Annotated in this window: 17 protein-coding genes and 1 pseudogene; 8 read left to right on the plus strand and 10 right to left on the minus strand. The window is 38.7% G+C overall.

Annotated elements, in window-relative coordinates; all coding sequences use genetic code 11:
• The first annotated feature begins 43 nt into the window (after positions 1–43).
• From AC4BB5_RS16700 to AC4BB5_RS16710, 3 genes are all read left to right on the plus strand, one after another.
• Positions 44–2,221, plus strand: coding sequence for a PTS transporter subunit IIBC (locus tag AC4BB5_RS16700; RefSeq protein WP_490457183.1), 2,178 nt, complete (start codon positions 44–46; stop codon positions 2,219–2,221).
• A gap of 87 nt (positions 2,222–2,308) precedes the next feature.
• Positions 2,309–3,130, plus strand: coding sequence for an endonuclease/exonuclease/phosphatase family protein (locus AC4BB5_RS16705; RefSeq protein WP_490457184.1), 822 nt, complete (start codon positions 2,309–2,311; stop codon positions 3,128–3,130).
• Between the two features lie 110 nt (positions 3,131–3,240).
• Positions 3,241–3,876, plus strand: coding sequence for an NAD(P)H-binding protein (locus AC4BB5_RS16710; protein ID WP_490457185.1), 636 nt, complete (start codon positions 3,241–3,243; stop codon positions 3,874–3,876).
• A gap of 35 nt (positions 3,877–3,911) precedes the next feature.
• Here the strand turns inward: AC4BB5_RS16710 and AC4BB5_RS16715 are convergent, their stop codons facing one another.
• The 3 genes from AC4BB5_RS16715 to AC4BB5_RS16725 all read right to left on the minus strand — a co-directional run bounded on the left by AC4BB5_RS16715 (position 3,912) and on the right by AC4BB5_RS16725 (position 7,466).
• A complete protein-coding gene (locus tag AC4BB5_RS16715) occupies positions 3,912–4,751 on the minus strand; it encodes a sugar ABC transporter permease (protein ID WP_010772099.1) in 840 nt (279 codons plus the stop codon).
• An 8-nt stretch (positions 4,752–4,759) separates the two neighbouring features.
• The gene (locus tag AC4BB5_RS16720; protein ID WP_490457186.1) at positions 4,760–6,115 is read right to left on the minus strand and encodes a carbohydrate ABC transporter permease; all 1,356 of its coding nucleotides are present in this window, start codon (positions 6,113–6,115) and stop codon (positions 4,760–4,762) included.
• A 115-nt stretch (positions 6,116–6,230) separates the two neighbouring features.
• Positions 6,231–7,466, minus strand: coding sequence for an extracellular solute-binding protein (locus AC4BB5_RS16725; RefSeq protein ID WP_490457187.1), 1,236 nt, complete (start codon positions 7,464–7,466; stop codon positions 6,231–6,233).
• 373 nt (positions 7,467–7,839) lie between these two features.
• Here AC4BB5_RS16725 and AC4BB5_RS16730 point away from each other — a divergent pair, with 373 nt between their 5' ends.
• The 3 genes from AC4BB5_RS16730 to AC4BB5_RS16740 all read left to right on the plus strand — a co-directional run bounded on the left by AC4BB5_RS16730 (position 7,840) and on the right by AC4BB5_RS16740 (position 13,014).
• On the plus strand, positions 7,840–9,705 hold the full coding sequence (locus AC4BB5_RS16730; RefSeq protein WP_490457188.1) for a glycoside hydrolase family 13 protein: 1,866 nt from the start codon (positions 7,840–7,842) through the stop codon (positions 9,703–9,705).
• Entirely contained in the window at positions 9,626–11,266 is a 1,641-nt protein-coding gene (locus tag AC4BB5_RS16735; RefSeq protein WP_490457189.1) for a glycoside hydrolase family 13 protein, read from the plus strand. Before AC4BB5_RS16730 ends, AC4BB5_RS16735 begins: the two co-directional genes overlap by 80 nt.
• A gap of 74 nt (positions 11,267–11,340) precedes the next feature.
• Positions 11,341–13,014, plus strand: coding sequence for a glycoside hydrolase family 13 protein (locus AC4BB5_RS16740; RefSeq protein ID WP_490459089.1), 1,674 nt, complete (start codon positions 11,341–11,343; stop codon positions 13,012–13,014).
• An 84-nt stretch (positions 13,015–13,098) separates the two neighbouring features.
• On the opposite strand, the pseudogene AC4BB5_RS16745 reads toward AC4BB5_RS16740, so the two are convergent.
• Together AC4BB5_RS16745 and AC4BB5_RS16750 are read right to left on the minus strand one after the other, a co-directional pair.
• Positions 13,099–13,221, minus strand: a pseudogene (locus AC4BB5_RS16745) (DUF3788 family protein); the annotation flags it as partial.
• A gap of 44 nt (positions 13,222–13,265) precedes the next feature.
• Positions 13,266–13,886 carry a GyrI-like domain-containing protein gene (locus AC4BB5_RS16750; RefSeq protein ID WP_490457190.1) on the minus strand — a complete coding sequence of 207 codons (621 nt, stop codon included), beginning with the start codon at positions 13,884–13,886 and terminating at the stop codon, positions 13,266–13,268.
• A 146-nt stretch (positions 13,887–14,032) separates the two neighbouring features.
• Between AC4BB5_RS16750 and AC4BB5_RS16755 the strand changes: the two genes are divergently transcribed.
• A complete protein-coding gene (locus tag AC4BB5_RS16755) occupies positions 14,033–14,446 on the plus strand; it encodes a MerR family transcriptional regulator (RefSeq protein ID WP_490457191.1) in 414 nt (137 codons plus the stop codon).
• Positions 14,447–14,458: 12 nt separating this feature from the next.
• Positions 14,459–14,809 (plus strand): DUF4260 domain-containing protein, encoded by a 351-nt coding sequence (locus tag AC4BB5_RS16760; protein ID WP_490457192.1) that lies wholly within the window; start codon positions 14,459–14,461, stop codon positions 14,807–14,809.
• Positions 14,810–14,880: 71 nt separating this feature from the next.
• Here the strand turns inward: AC4BB5_RS16760 and AC4BB5_RS16765 are convergent, their stop codons facing one another.
• The 5 genes from AC4BB5_RS16765 to AC4BB5_RS16785 are packed head-to-tail and all read right to left on the minus strand — an operon-like array spanning position 14,881 to position 19,465.
• Positions 14,881–15,918 carry an ABC transporter ATP-binding protein gene (locus AC4BB5_RS16765; protein ID WP_490457193.1) on the minus strand — a complete coding sequence of 346 codons (1,038 nt, stop codon included), beginning with the start codon at positions 15,916–15,918 and terminating at the stop codon, positions 14,881–14,883.
• Positions 15,899–16,756, minus strand: a complete 858-nt coding sequence (locus AC4BB5_RS16770) for an ABC transporter permease (RefSeq protein WP_490457194.1) — start codon at positions 16,754–16,756, stop codon at positions 15,899–15,901. The genes AC4BB5_RS16765 and AC4BB5_RS16770 overlap by 20 nt, the downstream gene beginning before the upstream one ends.
• Positions 16,757–17,533 (minus strand): ABC transporter permease, encoded by a 777-nt coding sequence (locus tag AC4BB5_RS16775; RefSeq protein ID WP_490459090.1) that lies wholly within the window; start codon positions 17,531–17,533, stop codon positions 16,757–16,759.
• A gap of 32 nt (positions 17,534–17,565) precedes the next feature.
• Positions 17,566–18,393 carry an alkaline phosphatase family protein gene (locus tag AC4BB5_RS16780; RefSeq protein ID WP_490457195.1) on the minus strand — a complete coding sequence of 276 codons (828 nt, stop codon included), beginning with the start codon at positions 18,391–18,393 and terminating at the stop codon, positions 17,566–17,568.
• Positions 18,383–19,465, minus strand: coding sequence for an ABC transporter substrate-binding protein (locus AC4BB5_RS16785; protein WP_490457196.1), 1,083 nt, complete (start codon positions 19,463–19,465; stop codon positions 18,383–18,385). Before AC4BB5_RS16785 ends, AC4BB5_RS16780 begins: the two co-directional genes overlap by 11 nt.
• Positions 19,466–19,578 lie beyond the last annotated feature (113 nt).

Raw genomic sequence — 19,578 nt, forward strand, 5'->3', positions numbered from 1 at the left:
CAACGAAATCGATTGCATAACTATTGCAAAGGAGAGAGAAAAGATGAAAAAGTTACTAAGTTTCGAGTTTTGGCAAAAATTCGGCAAAGCATTGATGGTCGTAATCGCCGTTATGCCAGCCGCAGGATTAATGATCAGCATCGGGAAAACCATCCCTCTAATCAATCCTGATTGGACAGCACTAGCAACAACAGGCGGTGTTATTGAAAATATTGGCTGGGGCGTCATCGGCAACTTGCATATTTTGTTTGCACTTGCCATTGGTGGAAGTTGGGCGAAAGAGCGTGCCGGCGGGGCTTTCGCTGCCGGACTTTCTTTTATTTTAATCAACCGAATCACCGGTTCAATCTTCGGCGTCACTAGTGACATGTTAGCGGATGACAAAGCTTTTACACACACCTTATTTGGTACAAAAATCATGGTTAAAGGTTTCTTCACTAGTGTATTAGAAGCACCTGCATTAAATATGGGGGTTTTTGTTGGAATCATCGCTGGTTTTGTCGGCGCAATGGCTTTTAACAAATACTATAATTACCGTAAATTACCCGATGCTCTTTCGTTTTTTAATGGCAAACGTTTTGTCCCATTCGTTGTGATTCTTTGGTCAACGATCGTCGCAATTCTTTTAGCTATTATTTGGCCTTATATTCAAGCTGGTATCAATAATTTTGGACTTTGGATCGCTCAGTCTCAAGAAACTGCACCCGTTTTAGCCCCATTTTTATACGGAACGTTGGAACGTTTGCTATTGCCATTTGGTTTACATCATATGTTGACGATTCCGATCAACTATACGCAATTAGGCGGAACCTATGAAATCTTATCTGGCGCACAAGCTGGAACGCAAGTATTCGGGCAAGATCCATTATGGTTAGCTTGGGCAACTGATTTAGTCAACCTAAAAGGAGCTGGCGATACCTCTCAATACAATTACGTCTTGGCAAACTGGACTCCTGCTCGTTTCAAAGTGGGACAAATGATCGGTGCTTCCGGCATTTTGATGGGCATGACGCTTGCTATGTATCGTAATGTCGATCCTGATAAACGTTCAAACTATAAATCAATGTACCTTTCAGCTGCTTTAGCTGTATTCCTAACAGGGGTCACAGAGCCTTTAGAATTTATGTTTATGTTTGCAGCTGTGCCATTATATGTTGTTTATGCCATCATCCAAGGTGCGGCATTCGCTATGGCAGACATCGTTGCATTACGCGTTCATTCATTTGGAAATATCGAGCTATTGACCCGAACTCCTTTAGCCATAAAAGCTGGCTTAGGTGGTGATCTGCTGAATTTTGTTCTTTGCACTATCGTATTCGGTGTTTTGACTTATTTCATCGCCAATTTCATGATCAAGAAATTCAACTTTGCTACACCCGGTAGAAATGGCAACTACGATAATAATGACAGTCAAACAGACGCAACAACTAATAGTGCTCAAAACATAGACGGAATCGATTCTCAAATCATTGACATCATTCATCTGCTAGGTGGAAAAGAAAATATTGTAGATGTGGATGCGTGCATGACGCGCTTACGTGTTAGCGTCACCGATAAGAGCAAAGTCGGCACAGAGGATGCTTGGAAAAAAGCTGGCGCTATGGGATTGATTGTTAAAGATAATGGGGTTCAAGCCGTTTACGGACCAAAAGCGGATGTGTTAAAATCAGATATTCAAGATCTACTGGATTCTGGCGCTACCATTCCTACACCTAAACAAACCGAAACGATCGCTCTGACAGCAAGTAACTCAGATTATCTTGGTCTCACAAAAACGATTGTACCTGTTGCCAATGGTGAAGTAATCGCTATCGATCAAGTCAACGATCCTGTTTTTTCACAAAAAATGATGGGTGATGGCTTTGCCGTTAACCCTACAAACGAAACGATTTACGCACCGATCGATGGTGTGATCAGTAGTATTTTCCCATCTAAACATGCATTAGGTATCCAAACAGAAGAAGGTATTGAAGTCCTGGTTCACATGGGATTAGATACAATCGAAATGAAAGAATCAGCCTTTACGATCCTCGTAACAGAAGGACAAAAAGTAACAGCAGGTGAAAAAATCGCCACAGCGGACTTAGAAAAAATTAAAACAGCCGGTAAACAAACAACCATGATTGTCGTCTTTACAAATGGCGAAAAAATCAATACCTTCCATTTAGATAAAGTCGGCAATCAAGATCCTGGAACTGCTATTGGGCGTTTAGACATTTAACACGGAACAAATCCTAAATAGGGGCGGTGTAAAGCTCGCAGAGTTTTATCCCTCCCTTATTTTTTTATCACTGCAGGAGGAATAAATATGAAGGTACTAACATTGAACACCCACAGTTGGTTAGAAAATAAACCCTTAGAAAAATTACAGCAATTAGCGACCCAAATCATCCAAGAAGAGTATGCCTTGATCGCTCTACAAGAAGTTAGCCAACGGATTGACAGCTTACCCGTTGTTTCAACACATAACTTCCACCCAACTGAAAACCAGCAGCCAATTCACGAAGACAATTTTGCACATCTTTTGGTCCAACATTTAAAAGAACAAGGACACGACTATCACTGGAGCTGGACATACAACCATATCGGTTACGACATTTACCACGAAGGAGTTGCTCTTCTTTCTAAACAGCCGATTCAACCAAAATCCGTCGTAGTTTCTGAAGAAAAAAATCCGAATAACTACCGTACTAGAATTTTACTTATCGGCCAAACAGAATTAGCAGGAAACCCAATAACAGCAGCCTGTTGCCATTACTCTTGGTGGCTAGAAACTGGCGGTTTTTCATACGAGTGGAAACAAACGGAGCAAGCGTTACAAAACCAACCTTTACCACTATTGCTCATGGGCGATTTCAATAATCCTGCTTCAGTCGCTAAAACTGGCTACGATCTTGTTCTCGCTAGCTCATTGCAGTTGCAAGATAGCTTTTTAGCAGCAGATCAAAAAACTGGAGAGCACACTGTTGAAAAGGCCATTGACGGCTGGGGAGAAAATCAGGAAAAATTGCGCATTGATTATATATTCGCTTCGAAAGAATTAACGATCTCTAATTATCAAATCGTCTTTGACGGGAAACAGACTCCTGTTATCAGCGATCATTTTGGTGTAGCGGTAACAATCGAATAAAACGAAACAGAACATCAAAGAGCGCAATTGCCTTTAGCGTCCTGTTTCTTTTTCCCTTTTGAAAAATAATGATACACTGTCTATACGACTTAGCGAAAGTAGGAAACTAGATGAATATAACTATATTTGGCGGGAGCGGCTTTATCGGACAAAAACTTACCGAAGCGTTGATTGATCGAGGTCATAACGTAACGAGTGTTTCACGAAAGGGAAAACCCGCAGACCTAACAAGTTCTTGGTCAGAAAAAGTTCGCTGGTTTCATTCTGATATCTTAAACGATACTCATTGGCACAAAGCTGTTGAAGGAGCTGATTGGGTCATTGATGCAATCGGAATTCTTTTTGAACAGCCTAATAAAGGGATCACTTACGAGCGTTTTATTTTAAGCCCTGTTCAATTGATTTTAAATTATCTGAATACACACAATCCATCTGCTCATTTCTTGTTCATATCAGCTAATAGCGCTCCATTTCCTTTAAGAAAATACATGGATGCTAAGCTTCAAGCAGAGCAACTGATCAAAGAAAACCCACAACAACATGTTATTATTTATCCAAGTTTAGTTGTGGACAAAAAGCGCTTTTCATCTGTAATCGGCGCATTTTTCATCAACGTACTTAAAAAAATACCTGGAATCAAGAAACTTACTACAGGATATGATCCTATCTCTAGAGAAAAACTTGCAATAGAAATTTCGGATGTCATCGAAGGGAAAACATCGCTTTACACTCAAAGACAAACATAAAAAAAGCATCTCCGCTAAGGAAATGCTTTTTTCTTTTACCCTTTCACTGAACCACTCGTAATACCTTCTACATAGTACTTTTGCATAAAGATAAACAATAACGTGATCGGCACAGCAATCAGCACACAACCCGCTGTAAATGCCATAAAGTATTGATCGATTTTATCTTTCGTCTGCATTGTAAATAGTCCAATCGCCACCGTATATTTATTGACATTGTCACCTAAAATAATTTTAGCAAAAATGAAATCCATCCACGGTGCCATGAAAGCCATCAACGCTGTATAAACTATGATTGGTTTACTCAACGGTAACGTTATTTTCGTAAAGATCTCAAACTTACTGGCACCATCGATCATCGCAGATTCATCCAGCGCCATCGGGATCGTATCGAAAAAGCCTTTCGCGATATAAAATCCTAGAGCTGCCCCAGATGAATACACTAGAATCAACGCCAACAAACTCCCCGTTAAATTCATCGCCTTCAAAATATAATAAACAGCAATCATACTCATAAAACCAGGAAACATATTTAATACCAATGCTAATTTCAAAAATGGTTTACGCGCTCTAAAACGTAAGCGACTCAAAGAATATGCCATCGCAATTGTGATCAACGTCGATAAAATACAACTACAAACTGCCACAAACAAGGTATTTAGAAACCACTGTACAAACGGATACGTTGAGCTCGTCAACAACATTTTATAGTTTTCAAACGTAAATTGCTTTGGAATAAAGTATGTTACAAACGCCCCGCCCTCACTTCTAAAACTAGTTAAAACAATCCAAACAATCGGGAAAATCCAGACAATCGATAAAATCGTCAGTAGCGTATAATGTAGAACCAGATTTTTTCTTTTTTTCGATTTCATAAGCTTGTTTACGCTCCTTCCGTTTTAAATGAACTGCTTCGTGTATAAGCAAATAGCGAGAAGACCGCCGAAAGAACGAAGATAATGATCCCAATCACAGATGCAAGATTATAATCAGCCGCTGTTACCGTCAATTTATACAACCATGTTACCAATAAGTCTGTCTCACCTGCAGAGTGAAAATTACTATTCGCTGGTTGCCCGCCAGTTAACAAGAAAATCACATTGAAGTTATTGATATTTCCAATAAACTGTTGAATCAAGCTAGGTGCCATCACAAATAAGATCTGCGGGAAAGTAATATTTCTAAAGATTTGAAATTTGTTCGCGCCATCAATTTCAGCTGCTTCGATTTGATCTGTCGGTAAATTCGTAATGATCCCTGTCGCAACTAACATCGTGACTGGAATTCCGACCCACATGTTAACAAAGATAACGGTAACTTTCGCAAGTAGAGCATCTGTTAAAAAGGGAATCGGCTGATCGATCAACCCCCAATTTTGCAATAGAGCATTGACTGGTCCTGAACCATTAAATAAATTTGCCATCAATAACAAACTGACAAATTGCGGAACCGCCATCGTAATCACGAAAATTGTCCGCCAAACTTTTTTTCCTTTCACCCCTTTAGCATTGATCAATAACGCTAACAGAATGCCAAAGAAAAACGTTGTCGCGGTTGCCAAAACTGCCCAAATCAACGTCCACGTCAGCACCGGGAAAAAGGTTCCCGCAATATCACCTGTGATCACATTGCTAAAATTGGCAAAACCAACCCAATGAAATAAATTCTTAGGTGGTAAATGATTGTGATCATAGCTAGTAAACGCAATGGAAATCATATACAGCAAAGGTAAAATCGTAAAGGCTAGTACACCTAACAACGGAATGCTCATCAGCGTGATATAAAATTTTTCATTCAACAAACTATTTAAATCGTCTTTAAGCGTCGGTAAAGACTGGCTTGCTTGTTTTAATGTAAAAATTTTACGTGCACTTCTCAAATTCACGATATACATAAAAATAAAAAGCAAAATAAGAATAATTGCAGCAATCCCAAACAACAACAGCAACATCGAATTGTCACCTGGCTGTTGCACTTCGATTCCTAGCGACTCGTCCATGACCCAACCTTGAGATTTCGTTCCCAATGTTTGCAGCATCGACAATGCATGAAATCCATTAATGACCAGCCACGCCACAAATCCTATCTGCAACGCTAAAAATGCCACCCCTTTGATGATTTGTCCATTTAAGATATTGGCCATTCCCATAAAAATATAAGAAAGCTTAATCGAGGGATCCCCTTTTTTAAACAATTCCCTAAAAGAAATTGGCCCATCGGCTTTTGCTTTTAGTTTCATAGCATTTCACTTCCTGTTCTTCTTTGAAATCAAGAGGCTGAGTCATCAGGCTACGACTCAAAGAGTTTCACCATAATTTCTCAGGCCTCTATTTTTTTGCTACACTTTTTATAGATTATTTATCTGATTTACTAGTATCTTGAACTAATTTATCCAATTTTGGTAAGTATTGATCTTCAGCAATCTTGCCATTATAGGTATCATTGATCACCGCATCAGCTGGTCCCCAGAAAGAAACCATCGCTGGAAGTTTTGGCATTACAACTGAATGATCAGCATCGCTCATCGTCATAACAGCCTCCGCTACTTTATCAGAGGTTACTTTACCATCTACTTGTGCCTCTTTATTCGCCGGTACCGTTCCATTTTTCTCAAAAACAGTTAATTGATTTTCCTTATTTGTTAAGAAATCGGCTAAAGCCATTGCTGCTACAGGACTTTTAGTTGAAGCATTCACTCCGAACAATTTCACACCTAAGAACGCTTTTTGCTGCACTTCACCATTGCCTAAATCAACTGTCGGGTATGGCGCTACTGCAAATTTGTCACCTAAGGCTTTTTCCACATCCAATTTAGACCATGGACCAGATAAGAACGCATCAATCTTACCATTTCCTAGATTAGAAAGTGCATCCGCATTTGATTGAACAACGCCGGAGTTGTCTTTTTGCGCACGAATCCATTTTAAGACTTGCACACCTTTATCATTGTTAAAGTTAGTCCCTTTGATATCTTCGCCATTTTTACCATATAATTCATCACCATTGGACATGAATAGTGGTGTGAAGATATAGTTTGCACCGGCTTCACCAAAGTTTGCACCTAACTTCCCTTTAGCCGTCAATGTTTCCCAACTCTTCACATCGCCTTCGGCTAATTTTTCTTTGTTATAATATAAAATTTGCGATTCAACACCATATGGATAACCATATAATTTACCGTCATAAGTCGCAGCTTCTACAGCACTTTCCGTACTATTTTTTTTAACACTATCTTCATATTTTGTATTAGCATAAATAATTCCAGCATCTACCATTTGACCTAGTTGATCATGAGGCATCATGAAAACATCTGCTGCTGCACTAGGATCTTTTTTTAAATTCTCTTGAGCTGTGGCAGATTCACTTGGCTTGATCGTAACTTTCCAGTCTTTGTGTTCTTTTTCAAATTGTTCAACTAATGGTTTATACGTATCAACAAATGCTACATCCACCCACAACTTTATAGAAGCGTTTTCATTTCCGTCAGTAGCTTTTTTCTCTGATGAACCTCCGCCACAAGCCGCAAGTGCAAACGTCGCTGCTGTGATTGTTACCCCTAATGTCAAAAGCTTTTTCATATTTCTTTTCATCTTTTGTTCCTCCTAGGAATTATTTGCTGTTCTATTCTTCTATATTGTGCAATCGTTTGCGTAAATTGTCAAGAGAAATATAAACGATTTGTAAAAAAAGTTCATTTTACTCATTAAAACAGCAGTGATAAAGTATTCAGACCATATAAACACAACGTTGATTAGACAATGATTATAATTTCAAAAAAACTAGATACAAGCCTTTTATAAGCTTCCCCTTTATTTATCACACAAATAAACACTCCGACAAAACAAAATGCAATCGATTGCGAAAAATAGATTGAAAACGTTTTTCTTATATGGCATAATATGGGTGGTTTTTAGAATTACGTGGCTAAAAAAATACCGAGTCGATCACAGGGGGACAAATTAGATGAATACTGCAGCAATCCACCACCAACCAGAAAGCGAATTTGCTTATTTATACACATCAGAAAAAATGCATATTCGGCTAAGAACAGGTAGAGGAGACATCAAGAGTGTCGAACTTTTGAATGGCGATCCGTACCAACTTGAGTACAGTGAATGGTTCAATGTAACTGTTCCAATGGAAAAATACTTATCTACCACAACACATGACTACTGGATAATCGAAACTTCAGCTCCTTTTAAACGCCTAAGTTACGCTTTTAAAATAGACGGTATGGATGGTACTGTTCTATTTTATGGCGACCACGGATTCTTTCCTTATCAAGAGTCCACCTTAAAAACAGCGGCTAATTATTTTAAACTACCTTATTTCCACGAAGCAGATCGGTTTAAAGCACCTCAATGGGTGAAAGAAACCATTTGGTATCAAATTTTCCCTGAACGCTTTGCTAATGGAGATCCAACAAACGATCCAAAAGGAACTCTGCCTTGGGGCAGCAAAGAGCATCCTGGACGTGATGACTTTTTTGGCGGTGATTTACAAGGTGTCTTAGATCATTTGGATCATTTAGTCGATCTTGGGATCAACGGTATTTACTTCTGTCCGCTATTTCAAGCAGCGAGCAATCATAAATACGATACAATTGATTACTTTGAGATTGATTCGGCCTTTGGAGATAAAGAACTATTTAAACAAGTAGTAGAAGAATGCCATAAACGAGGGATCCGCGTCATGCTAGACGCAGTTTTCAATCATATGGGTGACTTCTCACCTCAATGGCAAGATGTGATCAAAAACGGAGAAAATTCTGATTATGCCAGTTGGTTCCATATTCATAAATTCCCAGTGACTTACACACCAACAGCGAATTTCGAGTTCTCAGAAGATATTACCTACGATACGTTCGCCTTTACACCGCATATGCCGAAATTAAATACAGCAAACAAAGAAGTACAAGACTATTTATTGAAAATTGCTCGTTATTGGATCACTGAATTCGATATCGATGCTTGGCGTTTAGATGTAGCCAACGAAGTAGATCATCGTTTTTGGCGTAAATTCCACGATGTTTGTACAGAAGCCAAACCCGATATTTATATTTTAGGCGAAATTTGGCACTCTTCACAAGCTTGGCTGCAGGGCGATGAGTTTCACAGCGTCATGAATTATGCATTTACTGACGCGATTCTTTCTTACTTTGTCTACCAGACGATTTCGCTAAGCAAATTGGTTTCTGAACTAAATCACCAATTGATGCTCTATCGTGAGCAAACCAACCAAATCATGTTTAATGTATTAGACTCTCACGATACGCCACGCTTGTTAACGATCGCCCAAAATAACAAAGCACTAATGAAACAAGTTCTAGCGTTCACTTACTTACAAAAAGGCGTACCTTGTCTTTACTACGGAGACGAATACGCTATGGACGGGGCCGCTGATCCAGATTGTCGCAAATGCATGATTTGGACAGCCGATAAACAAGACTTAGACATGTACGCATTCGTTAAAGCCTTGATCGCCTTTAGAAAAGAACATCAACCTCTCCTATCAGAAGGAAAACTACGTTGGCAGGAAATCGATGAACAAACAGGAATTCTCGACTTTGCCTACGAACGTGAAGGAAAAATGATCCGCAGTATTTTTAATACCGGGCAAACGCCTATCTACATCGAAAAAGAACAAGTTTTATTTTCCACCCAAATGCAATCACTAGACAAAAATATCATTGAACTTGCACCTTACGGATTTGCCGTATCAGTAGACACAATAGAAAGGATTGAACAGAATGAGTCATCTCAAAACAAACAATCATTGGTGGCAGGAAGCCGTCGTGTATCAAGTTTATCCACGGAGTTTTCAAGATAGCAACGGTGACGGAATCGGTGATCTAACAGGGATCATCCAACGGTTAGATTATTTAAAAAAATTAGGGATCAACGCTATTTGGCTTAGCCCGGTCTATCAGTCCCCAAATGATGATAACGGCTATGACATTAGTGATTACGAGCAAATCATGGCGGAATTTGGAACGATGGCCGACATGGAGCAATTAATTCAAGAAGCTGAAAAAAGAGAAATAAAAATCATTATGGATCTTGTTGTCAATCACACGAGCGATGAACATCCATGGTTTATTGAATCTCGTTCATCGAAAGAAAATCCCTATCGTGACTTTTACGTTTGGCGGGAAGGTATCGACGGTTCAGTACCCAACGAACTAGAATCAACGTTTCTAGGATCAGCTTGGCAACTAGACGAACTGACCGGCGACTACTATCTGCATTTATTTAGTCAAAAACAACCGGATCTAAATTGGGAAAATCCCGCTGTCAGAAATGCTATCTACGATATGATGAACTTCTGGATCAGTAAAGGTATTGGCGGTTTCAGAATGGACGTCATCGATCTCGTCGGTAAAATACCAGATCAGAAAATTACAGGAAACGGACCAAAACTTCACGATTATCTACAAGAAATGAATGCTCAAACATTTGGCGGGAAAGACTTATTGACTGTCGGTGAAACTTGGGGCGCTACGCCTGAAATCGCTAAATTATATTCTGACCCTAAAAGAAATGAACTTTCGATGGTCTTTCAATTCGAACACGTCGGATTAGATGAACAACCAGGAAAAAGCAAGTGGGATCTTCGTCCTTTACAGATAGCAGAATTAAAACAAGTCTTTTCAAAATGGCAAACAGAACTTGGCGATCAAGGTTGGAATTCATTATTTTGGAATAATCACGATTTACCTCGCATCGTATCACGTTGGGGAAATGACACTATTTATCGTGTTCAAAGCGCTAAAATGCTAGCGATTTTACTTCATATGCTAAAAGGAACGCCTTATATTTATCAAGGTGAAGAAATCGGAATGACAAATCGTGTGATTCAGGATATCAAAGAAGTCGAAGATATTGAAAGCAAGAATATGTATGTAGATCGAATCAACAAAGGTTACACTAAAACTGAAATTCTCACTTCTATCAACGCGAAAGGACGTGACAACGCACGTACGCCCATGCAATGGGACAACACTAAAAATGCAGGCTTCACAACAGGTACACCTTGGCTCGCTGTTCAAGATAATTATCATGACATCAATGTTGCCAATGCCCTTGCTGATAAAAATTCAATCTTTTATACGTATCAAAAACTAATCAAGCTGCGTAAAACTTATCCTTTGATTGTCTGGGGCAGTTTTGAATTACTAACAAATACAACAGAAGAAGTATTCGCTTATTACCGTCATTATCAGGGTGAAACGTGGCTGATCGTTTGTAATTTTTCAAACCAAGAACAGGCATTTTCACTGGATAAAGCAACGACTGAAACAATTATCACGAATACGGAGAAAGAGTATAACGATCTTTCTGACAGAATTCTAGAACCTTACGAAGCGTTCGTGGTTTGTCTAGCTAGATAAACCAGAACCTGCTACACTTTAAATCTATCTAGTTTCACAAGCTTGCTACACTTTAAATCTTGGAGGTAATGTACATGTCTGATTTAGCTGTCCAAACAATTCAAAAGCGAAAAACAGAAAAAAACAGTTGGTGGAAAGAGGCTGTGGGGTATCAGATCTATCCTCGCAGTTTTAAAGACAGTAATCATGATGGAATCGGTGATTTGAATGGGATCCGCCAAAAATTACCTTACTTAAAAGAACTGGGCATTGATTTTATTTGGATTAACCCTATTTATGCCTCTCCTAATGCAGATAACGGCTACGATATTTCTGATTATCAAGCTATTCATGAAGATTTCGGTACCATGGGTGATTTTCAAGCTTTACTCAAAGAAGCGCATGAACTAGATCTGAAAATCATCATGGATTTAGTCGTCAATCACACGAGCGATCAACATCCTTGGTTTATCGAATCAAAAAAATCATTAGACAACCCCTATCGCGACTACTACCATTGGGCTGATGCGACAAAAGAAGTACCACCTAACAACTGGCAATCATTTTTTGGCGGTTCTACTTGGACATACGATGAAACAACCGAACAATCATACTTTCACGTCTTCGCTAAGGAACAGCCTGATCTTAACTGGAAAAACAAAAACGTTCGTCATGAAATTTATCAGATGATCCGTTGGTGGCTTGACCTTGGAATCGACGGTTTCCGTATCGACGCAATCAGTCACATTCAAAAAGAACCTTGGGATTTTGAAATTACAGATAACCCGTGGGCTCCATTTATGAATGTTGCTGGTATTGAAACCTATTTAAAAGAACTAAAAGCTATTTTTAATGAATACTCTATCATGACTGTCGGCGAAGCTAGTGGCGTACCTCACCACGCGGCGGATGCGTGGACGGGGGATGATGGTTATTTCAATATGATTTTTGAACTAGAGCACTGCGAGCGCATTGGCGAGTTAGGCAGCCAAAAAGGTTCCATTCCTCATTTAAAACATTCTTTAAATGAGTGGCAAACGAGCCTTGAACAGAACGGCTGGAATGCTCTATATTTAGAAAATCATGACACTCCTCGCAGCGTATCCGTTTATGGAGATGATTCACCTGAAGCAGCTAAAGCCTTAGCTACGGTCTTATTATTATTAAAAGGCACGCCATTTATTTATCAAGGTCAAGAAGTCGGAATGACTAATTATCCGTTTCGCTCTATAGAAGAAATCAACGCTGCTGATACCATTCATTTCTACCAAACGCTATTGGCACAAGGAAAAATGGACAATGACGCTTTAACGATCGCCGTAAATTGGTCCAGAGATCACGGGCGCACCCCCTTCCAGTGGGAGAACAGCTTACACGGAGGATTTTCAACAACTGAGCCTTGGCTTAAAGTAAACGAAAATTACAGCAGTATCAATGCTGCACAGAAAGAGCTGGAAAACAGTAGTATTTTCCATCATTATCAGTCCTTGATCCGTCTAAGAAAACAAACAGATGCTCTTATTCACGGCAAATTCGAATTGCTTTTACCTGAACATCCGACCGTTTTTTGTTATACACGCACAACTGAAACCGAACGTTGGCTTATTTTGGTTCAACTAGATCGAAACGCAACATCAATCTCTTTCCCAGACTCTTGGAATTATTCCGCCTGGGAAGAATTACTAACTACCGCAAACTCTAATCCACTAAACCATCGAATGACTCTTTCTGATTATGAGGCTCATATCTATCGAGAAATACTGGTTTAAGTGAATGAAAAAAGTCAGGTTCTGCGGCAATATCCAAAAAAGTGAGTGGGACATAACTCTTCGAGTCATATCCCACTCACGTGAAATCTGAATAAACGGTGGGAGCAGAAGCAGTTCCTTCGGAAATAAGCTGAAGTTCACAAAAATTTAAAGAACAATTTTCGTGAATTCCTTCTTATTTCTCGGGATTAGACACTCCTGTCCCATCCTCTTTCAGTCCAATTGTTCGATCCTATAGAACTTTTATCATTCTATTCAACAAAATAGCGCAATACCGTCTTCATCTTTTCCGGGGCAACCTTTCTAGGATCAGAAAGATAAATTTCTTTATGAGCTAAAGTTGTTCTCTTCAACTGATGTTCTTTACAATATGAATCCATCACTTCAAAGGTTTTAAATTCATCATCATAAGAGCCTAAATGCAACATTTGTACACATTTCCCATCCTCAATCGTTTCAAACTTTACATTCAAGTTATTCGGATTGGGTTTCTTTTTATTGACCTGATCCATATTCGCTAAAGCTAACTCTTCTGTAACGAAGTCTGGTTGACGAATCATTATTTTATAGACCAAATCTGCCTTATTAAAGGCTCTACCATCCGCTATTGCTGCGTCTGATAATGTCCAAATACCTTCTAGCGGATAAACTGTATACTCAAAATAACCAGCGGGTGTACTACCATTTTTAGGCATCATCCTAATACCATACGACATCCCATACAAAGCCGCTGTCTCTTCCCCAAATTGAGAATCATTCGGGTCTCCTTGTCCTGATATCGTATAAAATTTCTGTTTTGGCACAGTTAGTTCCATCGGTTTCGCTTTAGGTAAATAAAGATTTTTCTCTTGTTTGCGCCACTCAAATTTCATTTAGTTCCCTCCTATTTTTCTCAGTTTTCTAACAAGCAGCTCTTTTTTTCATTATAATACAGCTTTTTACATAAATCATCCGCTACTTTCCTCTTGACCATGGAGCTATGTCCAATGTTACACTTGCACTACAGGAGGTATACTCAATGAACATTACCGCATTCGCGCAACAATTTAATCTATCGACTGATGCAATCCGCTTTTATGAAAAATCCGGCTTACTTCGACCTAAACGACAAACTAATGGCTATCGCACCTATACAGAAATAGACACGCAAGATTTAAAAATCATTTTAGCTTTAAAAGAATTAGATTTTTCAATCAAAGAAATCAATTACTTACTCGAATTAAAAAGGCAACCGATTTCTATCCAATGCAACAACGATTCTACTGAATTTTTAACCAATAAAATCGCCTATATCAAACAAAAAATCACTTTTTATGAAACGGCTTATCAATTATTACTTAAACTAAAAGCAACAATTGAAAATAATAACTACGCAGAAAATCAAGCCGAATTATCCGTCTTGATCGACCAACTCTCATACTACGGACTATAGGAGGAAGCAAGCATGAACAACAAGACTATTTTACAACTAGAAAACGGCGCTCTCTTTCTTTTAACACTAACACTTTTTATCTATTGGGATTTTTCAATTTTATATTTCTTTCTCTTTCTCTTGTTACCTGACATTTCAATGATTGGTTACTTGAAAAATCCCGCTCTAGGTGCAAATATATACAACTTAGCTCATAATTTAGTTTTTCCAATACTCTTAATTTCCATTTATCTCTTTACTCACACTACGCTTTTATTACCAATCGCCATCGTTTGGTCTGCACATATTTTTATGGATCGAACCTTGGGATATGGACTGAAATACCCTGACGCGTTCAAACATACACATATCCAAAGCATTTGATTCGTTCATCCTAGTTTTGAATAACAAGAAGAGGTCACGATACCAATAATGGTTATCTTGACCTCTTTCGATCATTTAGCCCTCAACTGAACTTCTTCTTTATAGTTCGTCACAGGAACAGCTAAGATATCTTCTCTTCTTATATAAATACCATCATGGATCGCTCTTTCTACTCCATCGTTCAGACAATCAACAATCACTTCCCGATTTGTATCTGTTAAAAAGATAAACCGCTGAATATTGCCTAAAACCACTTTTTCTTTTAAGCTAGCCGGGATTTCAATACTATCTTCTCCAGCTTCCAATTGGATCAATTCTGGTCTTAAATAATAAACAAAACGATTAGCCGTTGTTGAAAAATCTCTTGTGTAGGCTGCTAATTCCTGCCAGTCAAACTTATTATAGTTGCCAATAAACTCAGCTACAAAAGGATTTTCTGGCTGTTCATACAACAAATCAGCTGTCGAAACTTGAGCTACTTTACCGCTCTCAAGCACAAAAATCCGATCACTGATTCGCATAGCCTCTTCTTGATCATGAGTCACAAATATCATCGTCATTTTCAGTTCCTGCTGAATTGTGCGAATATCTCTTTGCAGTTGCTTTCTAATTCGTGCATCAAGTGCACTTAACGGTTCATCCAACAATAGAACCTTGGGCTCTGTCACTAAAGACCTAGCTAAAGCGACTCGCTGTTTTTGCCCACCAGATAATAGTTGCACATTCTTTTCAGCGTGTTCCACCATATTTACCAAATCAAGAATCTTGAACACTCGTTGATTGATCTCCTCTTTACTAAACTTTTGCACTTTCAAGCCAAATGCGACATTTTCAAACACCGACATTGTTGGAAATAATGCATAATTTTGAAAAACAAACCCAATATTTCGATCTTTGGTTGGTTTATTTTGAATCTCCATGTCCTCTAGCAATATCTTTCCTGTTCTTGGCTGCTCTAATCCAGTAATACAACGCAATAAAGTAGATTTCCCGCAACCACTCGGCCCTAATAATGTTACCAACTCTCCCTTTTCGATACTAATATCTTCGATAGCCAATATCTGATTCTCACCAAAAAATAACGTTAAATCACGAATGCTCAAGAACATTACTGACAACAACTCCTTCACTTAAAGATAGATCCTCTTCTGCTATTTTTGCCTTCAAACTGAACAATTGTTTTTTCTGACGGTTCATCACAAAGAATGTTGTTAAGGCAATAACAATCATAAAAATCAAATACAAAACCATTACTGCACTAGCCAAATGTCCATTTTCATTCATTCGTCGAAGCATATAAATTCGTAATGTTTCAAATCTTCCGCCGATCAACAGGTTTGTCAGCATATATTCACCAAACACCGAAGAAAAAATCATCAGCGATACTAATGTTGTTCCAATACGAATACTGGGAAAAAGAATCTGAAATAAAACCGTTCTCATCGGTGCACCTAATGTAGAAGCAGCTTCGATCAATTCTTTCACATTGATTAACCGCATTTGATTCGTGATACCCAAAAAAACCAGCGGCAAAGCCATCACAAATAGTGCGCCGATCAATACAATAAACATGGAGATCGAAGTTTTAGAATACGTTCGTAAAAGGGCAGTTACCAAAATAACGCCCGGAATAGCATACGGGAGTAAAACTAATTTTTCCATAACGCTGCTGATTTTTGGGAAGAATAAATTAACCCAGATAATCGTCGGAACCATAATAAACAAAATCGCCAATAAAACAACTGAAGCTAGCAACAACGAACGACCTGCAGCTGCAAAAAACGCTTGATCATGTAACAACTGTTGAAACCACTTGATGGTAATGCCCTCTGGTAAAAGCGACTTTGACCAAGTCGTCGAACTAGCATAAAGAATTGTCGCGAGTAAAGGGAAAATATAATAAATAGCAAAACAAACCAACAGGATCGGAACAATTATTTTTTTCATCTAGCGCAGCACCTTCCCTTTCCTTTGAATAAGCGCCATTGCCAAAACAAGAATCACACCAAACAGCACCGCTAAAGCACTGCCCATATTCGGTTTAGCAAAAACATCCCCGGAAACTAAAGCAGCAATCCGAACGGTTAACAGATTAATATTACTACCTGTTAACGCATAAGCTGTTTCATAAGTGCCCATCCCATTAGCAAACAATATGACAAAAGTACTTGCTATAGACGGACGTAAAAACGGCAGAACAACTTTACGCCACGCATATACACGGGAACCACCTAAAAGTTCTGCAGAATCAATCCACTCTTTTTTGACCTCTCTGATACTTGGATATAAAAACAGCACACCCAATGGAATTTGAAAATAAACATAAGTAATCGTCAACCCTAGCCAAGAATAAAGATTAAATCCACCTAAAATCGGCAATAGCATTTTCAAAACACCTACATTTCCCAACAAGATGATAAAAGAGAACGCTAACGGAATCCCCGCAAAATTCGCAGCCAAATTAGAAATAAAGGTGATTGATTCCTGCATACGAGAGGACAAACTCGTTAAACAAAGACACAAAACCAATGTTCCAACCAATCCCAATACACTAGATGAAATAGCAATCAACACACTATTAACAAATGCTTGACTATAATACGCATTTTCAAAAGCCGCTACATAATTAGCGACGGTCCATTGATTGCCTATATCAGACTGCAGACTGCCAACGATCATGAACAGCAACGGAACAATCAGAAATGCCACGAAAATAAAAGCCATTGGCAATAGCAGTAACTTTTTTTTCACCCCGTTCACTCTCCTAACAAATGATCGATCTTAAGCATTTTAGAAGCTGGCTCAATTCCTAATAAAAAACAAAACAACGGAGCTAATTCTAACTGCTGCATTTCTTGCGTCTTAATAGTAGACCTTTTATCAGAAAACAGATATAGCGGTACTTCTCGATGAGCAGATAAATTACCACCATGCAACCCAAACTCATCCATTCCGTGATCTGCGGTAACGACCACCTGATACCCTTTTTCCAACCATTCTGGGAGGAATTCTCCTAACAAACTATCTGCCCGATTAACCGCCCACTGATATTCATTTGAGTCTGCAGTATAACGGTGCCCTGCATCATCAATATTCATAGAATGAACAATCAAATAATCAGGTTCGTATTCGTTAACCAAATAATGAGCATCTGCAAACAAATGAGAATCAGGATACGTATCATCATTATAAAAAATGCCATGCTGAATCAATTTTGCTTCGTCATTTTGAATACGGTCTATTTTACTATTATAAGGCGCTTGATTATACAACTCACTATACCAACTATAAGCTGCAGCTCCTGTTTTCCCGCCATTTTGTGTCACCAAATCAAACAAAGAAACCTGTTGGGAACGTTGACAGCTATTGTTAGTATAAATACGATTTTGATAAGTAGGGATTCCTGTCATCAACACTTCATACAACGGACGAGAATTGCTAGGCATTTCTGCTCGAACCTGAATTAAACTCCCTTGGTTATGTTCGACTAGATGATTTAAAAATCCTAACTGTGCAACAGCTGTATCGTACCGACAACCATCTAAGATAACCACAATCAATTTTGCTTGTTGTTTATTTTGCATGAGCTAATACCTCTGATTGCCATAACTCTGGTAGTTCCACTGAGGTCTTATCCCAAGCAGCATTGTCTTTCACTGGCACAGCTGACTTATATGCTGAATCAGGTAGTAATTTTTTAGCCACCTCTTCTGGTAATTTAACGTTACGAATAGGTCTAGCATACCCTTTCGCTAAGTTGATTTGCCCTTCGTCTGACAAAATGTATTCTCTAGCCAATTTTGCCGCATTAGGATGAGGAGCATTTTTATTGATGATCGTTGTATATCCGCTGATGATCGAGCCATCTGTAGGCACTGATACCTCAAAGCGTGACTTATCAATCTGATCCCGATGATTCAAGCCATTAAAATCCCAGACGACCGCTACAGCAATTTCCCCTTTTTCTAAATTAGCTAAATTCGCATCAACCGTTGATAACCGTCCAGCTTCAGTAATTTTTTTGAAATAGTCTAATCCAGGCTGAATATTTTTTTCATCTCCACCATTTGCGACAGCTGCTGCTAATACAGCAAATTGTGCTTGGTTTGCAGTTGTTACATCGCCAATACTTACTTTATACTTGCCCTCAGCTAACTCTTTCCAGCTTTTAGGTGCGTTGTCGACATTTCCTTTATCTGTAAGAAACGAAATCGTTCCTGTATAACTAAGGAGCCAATCGCCATCCTTATCTTTTGCCCAATCAGGAATATCAGCCCAATAACTTGTTTTATATGGTAAAGTCAAGCCTTTACTTTTAGCAAGCGGTCCAAAACTAATCCCAACATCACCAATATCAGCCGTCCCTTTTGTGCCTTCTGAATCAAATTTAGCTAGCTCTTCTGCGCTAGACATATCGGTATCGCTATGAGTAATCCCATATTTGGCTTCAATATCTTTCCATGTACCAATCCAATTGGCCCAAGTATCAGGCATCCCAATACTAGCAACTTCGCCTTCTTTTTTCGCTTTTTCAGTGATCGTTTCTAATGAATCATCTACAGAAATATCTGATTTTTCAGCTTTTCCAGAAGCACATCCCGTAACAAATAAACCCAAACAAACAAAACTAACAAATCCGATAGCATTTTTTTTCATTCTTTTAAATTACACCTCTTTCGATTGATTAACTAAACCTTAACAAAAGCCTATTAAGATTCGACCATTTTTTTGTAAAAGGCGTGTAAAGCTAGTGAATGTTTTGTATCGTT

The organism is Enterococcus sp. AMC1252 (assembly GCF_058216515.1).